The sequence below is a fragment of the Arthrobacter crusticola genome (assembly GCF_004357995.1).
GTDB classification, from domain to species: Bacteria; Actinomycetota; Actinomycetes; order Actinomycetales; family Micrococcaceae; genus Arthrobacter_D; species Arthrobacter_D crusticola.
Map to the genome: position 1 here is coordinate 337,659 of NZ_SMTK01000002.1, position 11,534 is coordinate 349,192.

The following is an 11,534-nucleotide window of genomic DNA, read 5'->3' on the forward strand; positions in this document are numbered from 1 at the left end:
CGAGCACCCGCATGCTGCCGTGGCAGGAGGCCCGCTCGGGCCGCCCGCCTCGGAATCCAGCATGGGGCGAATGAAGGCCAACAGGATCCGGAGAATCGGCAATCATGAAATTAGCTGCGGTCGAGCAGGCACAGGTCATCTGCGACAAGGAAGCAGAGACGATCGCCTTCGTGCGGGAGGTCGTCAGTCGATTGGGCGACAAGTGGACAATGGCCGCACTCGATCAGCTCGCCGGCGGGCCGCTGAGATTCACTGCGCTGCAGGCGGCCCTGCCCCCCATTTCCCACCGGGTGCTGACCGCGACCCTGCGGACCCTCGAGAAAGACGGAATGGTGACCCGCACCTCGTATCCGGAGATGCCCCCTCGAGTCGAATACGCGCTGACCCCACTGGGTGCGGGCTTCCTCCGGCAGGCCATGCCGCTCGTGGGGTGGGCCCAGGAGCATCGGGCGGAAATAGAGGAGAACCGGTCGGCGTCGGCTGCGGTCAGCGCTGCGGCTGTGGCTTCCGCAACCGCGTGATTCCGGTGCCCGGCGCATCGTCCAGGATGATGGTGCTGCCCGAGTAGCGGGACCCGCCGTCGACGGGTGGCTCCCGAAGCCACAGGCCGCCGTCGAGGTCCTGCGGAACTTCCGCCCCGGACTCACCGGCCAGGGCCGAGGCGAAGGCGGCGGCCGCGCCGATGCCGACGCCGCTTTCCATCATGCAACCCACAAGCACCCCGATGCCGGCGGCCCGCGCCGTCGAGGCCAGCTCCATTGCTGGGGTAAGCCCGCCGGTCTTGGCGAGCTTGATGTTGACCATTGCCGCCGCGCCGGCGTCGATCAGCCGATGAAGGTCCTTCACGGTCCAGACGGATTCGTCGGCGAGGATTGGGGTCCGCACGGCGGAGGTGACGCGGGCAAGTCCGTCCCAGTCACCGGCTGGAACCGGCTGCTCCACGAGTTCAAGGTCGACTCCGTCATCCTCGATGGCCGTGATGAAGCGGATGGCCTCGTCGGCGGTAAAGGCCTGATTGGCGTCGATGCGCACCCGGGCGTCGGCGCCCACGGCGTTCCGCACCGCCCGCAGCTTCGCCACCGGATCGCCGTGCGCATCGAGCTTGACCTTCACGCAGTCGAACCCGGCGGCCCGGTGGGAGGCGGCGGCCCGGGCAAGGGCCGCGGGTCCGTCGACGGAGAGGGTCATGTCGGTGAGGATGCGGTTGTGCCGGCCGCCCAGGTAGCGGTACAGCGGCAGCCCTGCACGGCGTGCCGCGAGGTCGTGCAGCGCGCAGTCCACGGCCATGCGGGCGGCGCTGCGTTCGTCCGAGCCCGCAATCCGGGAAAGCGCAGCGGAAAGATCCCCTGATCCGCCGCCGGACTCCACGAGGGTTTGCAGCGGACCGTGCACCGAGGCGATGACGCCGGCCGTCGTCGCGCCCGTTACCGCACTGATCGGGGCTTCACCCCAGCCCGAGCGCCCTTCGGCGTCCCGCACCTCGACGAGCACCGATTCGAGGACCGTCGTGCGGCGTACCGCGGTGACGAAGGGCCTCACGAGGGGGATCGTGACGGCGTGCGCGGTGAGGAGGAGCGCCGGGTTGGAGCCACCTCTGCCCGAGGGGAGGACTGGTACGCCATCCTTCATGTGTCCACCCATCGCAGCAGCCTCCCCTATGTAGGTCACTTACGATACCTTTTACATGGTTGTAACTGACTGACTATTCCCTTCGACCGGCTTCCGAAAGCGGCAGATGAGCATCCAATCGGCAATTCAGGCGCAGCTGCCCACGCTTCCTCCTTCCGCGCGGCGGGTGGCTGAGGAAATCCTCGCCGATCCGGAGACGGTGCTGCGCCACACCATTTCGGAGCTGGCGCACATCTGCAGTACGTCCGAACCTTCAGTGGTGCGCTTCTGCCGTGCTGTTGGCTACGCGGGCTACGCCCAGTTGCGCCTTTCGATGGCCACCGAGATTGGCCGCGAGACCGCGCAGTTCGGGGACACGAAACGGTTCGGTGCCGACATCAGCCCCGACGACTCCCTGGCCGACACTGTCGCCAAGATCGCCTTCGCGGAAACTTTGGGCATTGAAGAGACCCTTTCCCACCTGGACATCGACCAGCTGCGCAGCGCGGTCGAGAGCATCAGCACTGCGCGCCAGATCCTGGTCTACGGAGTCGGCGCCGGAGCCGTGGTGGCCGACGACCTCCAGCACAAGCTGTTCCGGATCCGCCGGATGGTCCACTCCTTCGATGACCCCCACGACGCCCTGATGGGCGCGTCCCTGATGGCCGCCGGCGACGTTGCCGTAGCTTTCTCCCACAGCGGCAGGACCGCGGAGACCCTCGAGTTTGTTGAGCGGGCGCGGGAGGCAGGGGCAACGACCATCGGGATCACCAACGGCGCAGGGTCACCGCTCGCCGAGGCCACGGACCTGTGCCTGCTCACGATGGTCCGTGAGACCGCTTTCCGCTCCGGCGCCATGGCGTCGCGGATTGCCCAGCTCGCGGTGGTCGACTGCATTTTCGTGGGCGTGGCGCAGAGCAGCTACGACGCGACGGTCGAGGCGCTGGAGACAACCCGGGCGGCGATCACGAACCGGAAGCAGCGCTGACCCGACCCAAGCCCCCGACTCACCGGAGGACGCGGAGCAGGAAGTCCACGGTCCGCTCTGGCTGGTCCCAGTGCGGAAAGTGCCCACAGTTCTCGAACCATTCCAGGGTGGCCCCGGGGTAGAGGGTCATGGCCAGGGCGGCTTCACTGGGCAGGGTTACCCGGTCCTGGCGTCCCCAGCCGAAGGCGAGCCTGCCCTTGAGCGTCCCTCCGGGGGCGCCGGACTGATTGGGCCCGTAGGAGAGCGCCCTGCGGGCGTCGTCGAGGCTGGGGGAGGTGGCAAACCCGCGCAGCTCCCTGAGGACGAGTTGCGGGTCGAGCCGCCATGGCCGGGCCGAAAACTGGGCCAATAGCGCCGTGCGTCCGGCGGCGTGCCGTGTCAGGAAGGGGAGCGCCGGCTGGATGCGCCGCACGAGGGCGATGGAGGCTGTGATGCTTGCCGTGAAGATTGCGCGTTGTCGATGGTTCCAGAATCCGCCCGGGCTAAGCGCGACGGCGGAGCCGCGATGTCCCCGTCGAACCAGTTCGACCACCATCCGGGCGCCCATGGAGCTGCCGACGACGTCGGCGTCGGCCAGGCCCTGCTCCACGAGGTAGTCCTGCAGTGCATCCGTGAGGGTCGCAATGGTCACCTCGCCGGTGAGCGGAGCGCTGGTGCCGAAGCCGGGCAGGTCGACGGCCACGACCTCACGCTGGCGGGCCAGGGCGGGCACCACGGGATCCCAGTTGCGCAGGCTCGAGCCCAGGCCGTGCACCAGGACCAGCGGCTCGCCGGAGCCTGAGCGCTCGGTGTTAAGGGTTGGGGCTCCCACCTAGGAGGCTTCCGGCGGCAGGGCCTCATGGTGCTCGCGGCCCTGCGTGCGGCGGTCTTCCTTCATCTCGGCCTCGAAGAGGTGACGTTTGCCGTCGGCCAGCTTGTCCCGGGCCAGCTTCTCGAGCGCCTTAAACTCCGCATAGTAGTGATCGTCGTAGTCCTCGACGATCTGGAATGTCCAGCGTCCTTCGATCACATTGCGGCCCACGAGGTCCTTGTTGAGGGTTTCGGCGAGGTCCGCGTGACCGGCCGTGCGGAGCAGTTCGACCGCCTCACCCAAGGCCAGGTCGGCCTTGCCCGTCAGACGGTGGAAGCCGTACAGGTAGCCCCGGGCATGTTCAACCACCTCGAGTGCCTCGGAGAGCTTGCCCAGGGCCTCGACGGTGGCGTCGTCGACGCCTTCAGGGCGCTGGTGGTTGGCATCGGGTCCAATATCAGCAGAGTTGGTCATGCTGCTTACCCTAAACGGATCACCGGCTGGGAATGGAGCACTTTCTGCTGCGGGCCGGGCTCGGGCCGAAGGCCGGGGGACCTAGCGGGCGCCCAGGATCGTCCGCAGCGTGTCGGCATTGCGGACCGCGTTGCCGCCGCCGTCGTTGTTGAAGTACACGAACACGTCCTTCCCGGCACCCTGCCACTCACGGATCCGGTCCGCCCACCAATGCAGATCCGCATCGCTGTAGGACCCGCCGTACAGGTGATGGGTGTCCGGGCCGTGCATCCGCAGATAGACGAACGGCGCGGTGGCACGCAGGACGCACGGCAGGTTGGCGCCGCTCATCACGCAGTACGCCGCACCGTGCCGTTCGAGCAGCGAATAGACCTCCTCCGTCTCCCAGCTCGGATGCCGGAACTCAACGGCGACCCGGATCCAGTCCGGCAGCAGGGCCAGGAAGTAGTCGAGCCGGGCATCGTCGCGCTGCATCGCGGGCGGGAGCTGCACCAGGAGAACGGCCCGCTTGTCGCCCAGCTCGTGCCAGCACCGGATGATGCGCTCGACCCACACCTCCGGCGCGTACAGCTTCTTGGCGTGGGTGAGTCCCCGCGGGGCCTTGACCGAGAAGAGGAATTCGGCCGGAAGGCGCTCCCGCCAGCCGGCGAAGGTCGACTCCCGGGGCCACCGGTAAAAACTGGCGTTCAGCTCGACGGTGCTGAACCGCTGGTAGTAGTACTGCAGCCGCCGGGCGGTCGGCGTACCCGCGGGATAGAGCACATCGTTCCAGTGGTCGTAGCTCCACCCGGAGGTGCCGATGAATACGCTCAAGACCAGGCTCCGCCCGTTGGATGACACTTCGGTCCGATCCTAGTGGACGGCTACGGCCGGCCGAGGGATACGGTTCCGCAGGCCGTCGAAGGGGCGGTGAAGCATTTTACGCCGGTCCCGGCGCTTCTCCAAGCAGGACCAGAGCCGAATCGCTGCTGTTCCCAGCGATTTGCCCCTAGCTACCGTTGAAGGGCAAGGGGACGGACCAAGGGGAAGATGCGGACATGAATTTCAAGACATTGAAGAGCCTTCCGGTCGTCGTAGTCCTGAGTGCCCTGGCGCTTATGGGCTGCGACAATCCCGCCGAGGAGCCAGTGGTGCCGCCCACGGGCAACATCACACCCGTTCCTACGGACTCCGCGTCGCCGATGGAGTCGACGATCCCCACCGGGACACTCCCAACCTCCGACGGGGAGACCGACGGGCCCACACCGGACGAGTCGACCATTCCGACAGGAACCCTGCCGACCGAGGACTAGCGCAGCGCCGGCGGTTCGAGGTTCGGTCGCAGCCCGGCTCAACTGCGGGCGCGGAGCAGCCAGGCCGCGTTGTCGGGTTCAAGCCAGCCCTCGGCAGCCTGCGGAACGGCGGTGATCAGCACCGTCCCGGCGGGAAGCCGCACGGGACCTTCGCCCATGGCCACGGCCAGCAAGAAGCCGTGCCCGCGCTCGCACAGCAACAGGCCGCCGTCGTCGACGTGCCAGGACGCGCCGTCGCCGGCGTCGAGTACGCCCTCCGCCAGCAGCCGTCGGCGGAGCTCGAGGGCGCGGACCACCAGCTGCTGCGGAGACGCCGGGTCGTTCCGTTGGGCCTCGATGGCCCCTTGCCCCCATCCGGGTGGTTGCGGCAGCCACGGTTCGGCCGCGGGATCGGTCATCGAAAAGCCATGTGCCGATGCCGCGTCCACGGTCCAGGGCAGCGGGACCCGGGCGCCGTCGCGGGAGATCCCGCCGCGGGCCACCATGGGGTCGCGCCGGGCCGCGGGCGGCACCTCGGCTTCGGGGAGCCCGAGTTCCTGGCCCTGGTAAATGTAGGCTCCGCCGGGCAGCCCCAGGACGATCAGCAGGGCCGCCCGGGCCCGTGCGGCGCCGCGCCCGCCGCCGCCGAACCGGGTGGCGGTACGGACGACGTCGTGGTTTTCCAGCGCCCAGGTCGGGGCCGCGCCGTGGGCCTTCCGTGCCGCTTCCAGTTCGGCGCCTACGACGGCCCAGGCCACCGGGTCCCAGCCGAGCCGCACGAACGCGAAGGCGAAGGCCTGATGCAGTTCGTCCGGCCGGGTGTACCGGGCGGCACGGTGGGGATCGAGATTGACCTCGCCGACCAGCACGCGCGGCGGGGAGTAGGAGTCGGCGAGCGTGCGCCACCTTCGGTAGACGGCGTGCACCTCCTCCTGGTCGGAGACCTGCCGGTTGGAGCGCAGCCCGTCCACCACGGGGGTGCCGGTGGAGGAGTCGGGAAGCCCCTCGGCCTTGAACAGGGCGTGCGCCACATCGATGCGCAGCCCGTCCACGCCCTTGTCCAGCCAGAACCGCAGCACCTCGAAGAAGTAGTCGCCCACGGCGGGGTTGCGCCAGTTCCAATCGGGCTGAGCCGGGGAGAACAGGTGCAGGTACCACTGCGTGTCGGTCGTCGACTCCGGGTCCGCGCGGGTCCACGCCGGTCCGCCGAAGACGCTCTGCCAGTTGTTCGGGGGAGAGCCGTCCGTGTGCCCCTCGGCGAAGTGGAACAGCTCCCGCTCGTTCGAGCCGGGACCCGCCGCGAGGGCCTGCCGGAAGAGTGGGTGTTCCACCGAGCAGTGGTTGGGGACGACGTCGACCAGGACGCGCAGGCCCAGGCCGTGGGCCCGGTCGAGCACCGCGTCGAAATCGGCCGGAGTGCCGAACAGCGGATCTACCCCGCGGTAGTCGCTCACGTCGTAGCCCTGGTCGACCTGGGGGGAGGTCTGGAACGGTGTCAGCCAGAAGCCGTCCACCCCGAGGGAGGCGAGGTAGGGCAGTCTCGCCAGGAGGCCCGGCAGGTCGCCCACGCCGTCGCCGTTGCCGTCCGCGAAGGAGCGCGGGTACACCTCGTAGATGACGGCGGTCTTCCACCAGGGCTCACCGGCCGTGGCCGCAGCCAGCTCCGGCACGGCTACACCTCCAGGGAGGCGACGAAGTCCTCCCCGTGGACGCAGCGGCCGCCGACGAAGGTGGCGAGCACCTGGATCTGCCCGATCGTGTCGGCGGGCACGGCCGCCGGATGGTCCGACAGCAGCACGAGGTCGGCGAGTTTTCCCGGCTCGAGGGTGCCCCGGATGTCCTCGTCTCCGGCGATCCACGCTGCGTCCACGGTATAGGCGTGCAGGGCCGTGGCGGCGTCGACCCGTTCGGCGGGGCTCATCACCCGGCCGGCGGCGGTGCTGCGCTCGACCATCGACTGCATCCCCAGCAGCGGGGCACCCGCCGCCACCGGGCGGTCGGAGCTGCCGGGCACCCGGACTCCGGCCTCGAGGAAGGACCGGTGCCGGTACACCAGGGCCTCGCGCTCCCCGCCGACCGTCTCGAGCATGACCTGTCCCATTTCATAGAGGAAGCGCAGCTGCGGAACCGGGGTGACGCCGAGCGCGCGGAAGCGCGGCAGCTGGTCCTCCCGGACGAGGCCGGCGTGTTCGATCCGGTGGCGCACTCCCGGGCGAGGACGGGCGGCCTGCGCGGCCTCGAACGCGTCGAGGGCGACGTCGACGGCACGGTCGCCGATGGCGTGGGCGGCGACGGTCCAGCCGGAGCAGTGGGCGTCGACGATGCGGGCGGTGAGCTCCCCGAGGGAGAGCTGAAGGCTTCCGGTGATGTGCTCCTGCCCGCAGAAGGGTTCGGTGACGGCGGCGGTGCGCCCGAGGAGGGATCCGTCGATGAAGATCTTCATCGGCCCCAGCCGCAGCGTGTCATCGCCGAAGCCGGTGCGCAGTCCGAGGTCGAGCCCGAAGGTGACCCGGTCCTGCCGGTGGGAGGTGAGCGGGTGGAGGGCGTCGCTGCTGGCCATCAGCTGCACCCGGGTCCTCAGCCCGCCGCGCTCGCGGGCGAGGGTGTAGGCGGAGAGTTCCACCGGGCTGCGCCCGATCCAGCCCGCGCCGATGCCGGCCTCGGTGACGTGGGTCAGCCCTTCGGCGGCGTAGCGTTCGCTGGCGGCGGTGATGGCGTCGGCCAGGGCCTCCACCGGGTAGGGGATGACGAGCCGGGTCACCAGTTTCTGGGCCTGTTCCTGCAGCACCCCGGTGGGCCCTTCGGCGTCCCGGACCACCTCCCCGCCGACCGGTGTCGGGGCCGATCCGTCCATCACCCCGGCCCGGGCCAGCACCTCGGTGTTCACCGTGGCCGCGTGGCCGGAGCGGTGCTTGAGCCAGACCGGGCGGCCCGGTGCCGCGGCGTCGAGCCGTTTCCGGTGCGGGTGGGCGCCGAGGATCGTGTTGTCGTAGCCGGACCCGATGACCCACTCTCCGGCGTCGAGGCCCGAGGCGAAGGCCGCGACGGCGTCGTACACCTCCTCGACGGTGGCGCAGCCGCTGAGGTCGAGTTCGGAGAGGGACTGCCCGAACCACGCCATGTGGTTGTGCGCGTCCCCGAACCCCGGGAGGACCACCGCGCCGCGGCAGTCCAGGGTGCGGCGGGAGGCGAGGCCCTTGACCTGCCCGTCGAGTCCGACGATGCGTCCGTGCAGGATCCCCAGGGTGGCGGCGGTGGGGGAGGCCCCGGCCAGTGGGGAGATGGCCGCGTTGGTGAGCAGCAGGTCGAGGATGGGGTCACCTCTGGGTCAGGGGGCGGATGGAACCTTGGCTTTCTTTATCTTCCCCCGCCCGATGCCCGGCGCGCCGGTTCCGGCCACCGAGTCGCTGGAGAGCCGCTGTGCCAGCCAGATGGGAACGATGGAGACGACGATGAGGATGACGGCGACGACATTCACCACGGGCGCCTGGTTGGGGCGGAACAGGTTCGAGAGGATCCAGACCGGGAGGGTCTGCTGGCCGGCACCGATGGTGAAGGTGGTGACGATGATCTCGTCGAAGCTCAGGGCGAATGCCAGCAGTCCACCGGCGAGCAGGGCCGAGCGCAGTTGGGGCAGGGTGACCAGAACGAAGGTGGTGAAGACCCCGGCCCCGAGGTCCGCCGAAGCCTCCTCGAGGCTGCCGTTGACGCGGCGCAGCCGGGCGATGGCGTTGTTGAACACGGTCACCATGCAGAAGGTAGCGTGCGCGACGATGACCGTCCACAGGCTCAGCGGAACTCCCAGCACCGTGGTGAACAGATTGTTCAGGGCGATGCCGGTGACGATGCCGGGCAGCGCGATGGGCAGGATGACCAGCAGGTTGATCACGTCCCGCCCGAAGAAGCTGTACCGCTGCAGGGCCAGGGCCAGCAGCGTGCCCAGGATGAGCGAGATGATTGTGGAGATCACGGCGACCTGCACCGACGTCGCCAGGGCGTCCCGGACCCCCTCGGAGGCGACGGCCCGGCCCCACCACTCAAGGGTGAAGCTGCGCGGGGGCCAGCCGAAGGTGCGGTCGGCGTTGAAGGAGTTCACCACCACCAGCAGCAGCGGCAGGTAGATGAACAGCAGGATCAGCCCGGTGATGACCCCGAGGATGGTCTTGGCGCTGCGGGATAGCTTCACGGCCGGCTCCTACAGGTTGTTCAGGGCGCCGGTGCGGCGGACCACGAAGAGATAGATCATGATGATGGCGATCGGGATGAGCGCCACCGCGGCCGCCAGCGGCAGGTTGTTCGCCGCCCCGACGTTCGCGTAGACGACGGTGCCGAGCATCTGGGTGGTGCCCCCGACGATCTGCGCGGTGATGTAGTCACCGAGGGAGAGGGAGAACGTGAAGATGGTCCCGGCGATGATCGAGGGCACCAGAATGGGCAGGACCACCAGGCGCAGCGTCGCCAGCGGCTTCGCGCCCAGGTCGCCCGAGGCCTCGATCAGCGAGTCGGGCACCCGCTCGAAGCCGGCGTGGAGGGGAAGGATCATGTAGGGGAGCCAGATGTAGGCGAGGGTCAGGACGACCGCGGTTTCGCTGTAGCCGGGGCTGTTCAGGCCCACCGGGGCGCCGAGCCACTCGAGCAGCCCGCCCTCGGCGAGGACGTTCCGCCACGCGTACGCCTTGACGAGGTAGCTGGCCCACAGGGGCATCAGGACCGCCACGATGAGCAGTTTCTCCCACCGCTTGTCGGCCACCTTGGCGATGAAGAAGGCGATGGGCAGGGCGATCACCATGTCGATCAGGGTCACGACGACGGCGATGCGCAGGGTCCGCAGCGTGATCGCCTGGTACACGGGGTCGGTGGTGACGGTGAGGATATTGTCGAGGGTCCAGGTGGTGGACACCTTCCCGGTGAAGGTGTCCACCGTCCAGAGGGCCGTGATCAGCAGGGCGGCCAGGGCCGCGATGTACACCAGGACCAGCCAGGCCGCCGGAGCGGTGAGCAGACCCGCCAGGCGCAGGCGGGGGCTGCGGTGCAGCGCCGCCGATACCCGCCGGTGTCCCGTCCGGGGCGGCGCCGGGGCGGGCCGCGGTTCGGTCTCAAGTGTCATCTGTGGTTACCTTTTTCATCCGTCCTGCTGATGCGGGTGTGCTCCGGCCTGTGGGCCCGGTTCAGCCCTTGATCTCGGTCCAGGCCTTGGTCCATTCGGAGTAGTCGGTGCATTCGACGTCGGTGCGTCCGTCGATGCAGTCGGCCACCGGGGTGGTCCAGTACCAGATCTGGTTGGCGTATTCCTCGTCGCCGGAGTGGAACGTCTCGCAGTGGTTGGCGTCCTTTGTCAGCTCGCACGCGGCGGGGTTGGCGGGGGACTCACCGAAGTACTCGGCGACCTGGGCGTTGGCCTCGGGGCTGGCGATGTAGTCGAGCCACATGTAGGCGCAGTTCTTGTTCTTCGATTCCGAGCCGATCATCCAGGTGTCGGACCAGCCGGTGGCTCCTTCTTCGGGAAGGATCGTTTCGACCTTAGTGCCGTCGGCCGTGGCGATGTTCGCTCCGACCTGCCAGGTGGTGCCGACGACGCTGCCGCCGCTGGCGAAGGACTGGACCTCCTTGACGACGTCGGACCAGTATTCGCCGACATGCTCCCGCTGGGACTTCAGCAGGTCGACGGCGGCCGCCAGCTGGTCCTTGTCGAGGGCGTAGGGGTTTTCGATCCCGAGCTCCGGCTTGTGCTTCATCAGGTACAGGGCGGCGTCGGCGATGTAGATGGGGGAGTCGTAGGCGGTGACCTTGCCCGAGTACTTCTCGGCGTCCTCGAACACCGCCTTCCAGGAGGTGGGGGCCGGGTCGACCAGGTCCGCGCGGTACATCAGCACGTTGGCGCCCCAGCCGTGCGGCATCCCGTAGTTCTTGTCGTCGACGGTGTTCCACGGCTGGTCCTTGAGGAACGGGTAGACGTCGTCGTAGTTCTCCAGCAGATCGGTGTTCACCGGTTCGACGTCGCCGCCGGCGATCAGACGGAGCGACGCGTCCCCGGAGGCGGAGACGACGTCGTACTGCCCGGTGCGCATGAGGGTGACGGCCTCATCGGAGGTGCCGAAGGGCTTGAAGTCGACCATGCACCCGGTCTCCTCCTCGAAGGCGGAGACCCAGTCGACTTCGGGGTCGTTGCTGCCGTCCTCGACGTAGCCGGGCCACGCCAGGATCGACAGCTTGCCTTCACCTTCGCCGATTTCCGTTTGGGCGGTCTTCGCGGGCGCCTCGGCGTCGGGTTCGCCACCGCCGGAGGTGGTGCCGCAGGAGGTCGCCGCGAGGACGGCGACCGCGGCCAGGGAAAGCGGCCAGTACCGCTTGGTGGACGTGCTCATGGTTCTGCCTTTCGGTCGATGATGCGGGAAGTCGGTTA

Annotated in this window: 12 protein-coding genes; 3 read left to right on the forward strand and 9 right to left on the reverse strand. The window is 68.8% G+C overall.

Annotation, left to right across the window (positions count from 1 at the left end):
* The first annotated feature begins 104 nt into the window (after positions 1 to 104).
* A complete protein-coding gene (locus E2F48_RS05535) occupies positions 105 to 521 on the forward strand; it encodes a winged helix-turn-helix transcriptional regulator (RefSeq protein WP_133403009.1) in 417 nt (138 codons plus the stop codon).
* Here E2F48_RS05535 and E2F48_RS05540 read toward each other — a convergent pair.
* Complete coding sequence (locus tag E2F48_RS05540) at positions 487 to 1,668, reverse strand: dipeptide epimerase (RefSeq protein WP_221411631.1); 1,182 nt, start codon at positions 1,666 to 1,668, stop codon at positions 487 to 489. The two genes, E2F48_RS05535 and E2F48_RS05540, sit on opposite strands and share 35 nt — an antisense overlap.
* Positions 1,669 to 1,735: 67 nt before the next feature.
* Here E2F48_RS05540 and E2F48_RS05545 point away from each other — a divergent pair, with 67 nt between their 5' ends.
* Positions 1,736 to 2,596, forward strand: a complete 861-nt coding sequence (locus E2F48_RS05545; protein WP_133403010.1) for a MurR/RpiR family transcriptional regulator — start codon at positions 1,736 to 1,738, stop codon at positions 2,594 to 2,596.
* Between the two features lie 19 nt (positions 2,597 to 2,615).
* On the opposite strand, the gene E2F48_RS05550 is transcribed toward E2F48_RS05545, so the two are convergent.
* The 3 genes from E2F48_RS05550 to E2F48_RS05560 all read right to left on the reverse strand — a co-directional run bounded on the left by E2F48_RS05550 (position 2,616) and on the right by E2F48_RS05560 (position 4,673).
* Positions 2,616 to 3,407, reverse strand: coding sequence for an alpha/beta fold hydrolase (locus tag E2F48_RS05550; protein ID WP_133403011.1), 792 nt, complete (start codon positions 3,405 to 3,407; stop codon positions 2,616 to 2,618).
* On the reverse strand, positions 3,408 to 3,860 hold the full coding sequence (locus tag E2F48_RS05555) for a hypothetical protein (protein ID WP_133403012.1): 453 nt from the start codon (positions 3,858 to 3,860) through the stop codon (positions 3,408 to 3,410). It lies immediately after the preceding gene.
* A gap of 81 nt (positions 3,861 to 3,941) precedes the next feature.
* Positions 3,942 to 4,673 carry a DUF72 domain-containing protein gene (locus tag E2F48_RS05560; RefSeq protein WP_133403013.1) on the reverse strand — a complete coding sequence of 244 codons (732 nt, stop codon included), beginning with the start codon at positions 4,671 to 4,673 and terminating at the stop codon, positions 3,942 to 3,944.
* Positions 4,674 to 4,897: 224 nt separating this feature from the next.
* Here E2F48_RS05560 and E2F48_RS05565 point away from each other — a divergent pair, with 224 nt between their 5' ends.
* Complete coding sequence (locus E2F48_RS05565; protein ID WP_133403014.1) at positions 4,898 to 5,152, forward strand: hypothetical protein; 255 nt, start codon at positions 4,898 to 4,900, stop codon at positions 5,150 to 5,152.
* Positions 5,153 to 5,190: 38 nt separating this feature from the next.
* Here E2F48_RS05565 and E2F48_RS05570 read toward each other — a convergent pair whose 3' ends face one another.
* The 5 genes from E2F48_RS05570 to E2F48_RS05590 form a co-directional block, all read right to left on the reverse strand.
* Entirely contained in the window at positions 5,191 to 6,801 is a 1,611-nt protein-coding gene (locus tag E2F48_RS05570; RefSeq protein ID WP_246018532.1) for an alpha-amylase family glycosyl hydrolase, read from the reverse strand.
* Positions 6,802 to 6,803: 2 nt separating this feature from the next.
* The gene (locus E2F48_RS05575; protein WP_133403015.1) at positions 6,804 to 8,444 is read right to left on the reverse strand and encodes an amidohydrolase; all 1,641 of its coding nucleotides are present in this window, start codon (positions 8,442 to 8,444) and stop codon (positions 6,804 to 6,806) included.
* Positions 8,445 to 8,459: 15 nt separating this feature from the next.
* Positions 8,460 to 9,317, reverse strand: coding sequence for an ABC transporter permease (locus E2F48_RS05580; RefSeq protein WP_133403016.1), 858 nt, complete (start codon positions 9,315 to 9,317; stop codon positions 8,460 to 8,462).
* A 9-nt stretch (positions 9,318 to 9,326) separates the two neighbouring features.
* On the reverse strand, positions 9,327 to 10,238 hold the full coding sequence (locus E2F48_RS05585; RefSeq protein WP_133403017.1) for an ABC transporter permease: 912 nt from the start codon (positions 10,236 to 10,238) through the stop codon (positions 9,327 to 9,329).
* A gap of 61 nt (positions 10,239 to 10,299) precedes the next feature.
* On the reverse strand, positions 10,300 to 11,496 hold the full coding sequence (locus E2F48_RS05590; protein ID WP_133403018.1) for an ABC transporter substrate-binding protein: 1,197 nt from the start codon (positions 11,494 to 11,496) through the stop codon (positions 10,300 to 10,302).
* Between the last annotated feature and the right edge of the window lie 38 nt (positions 11,497 to 11,534).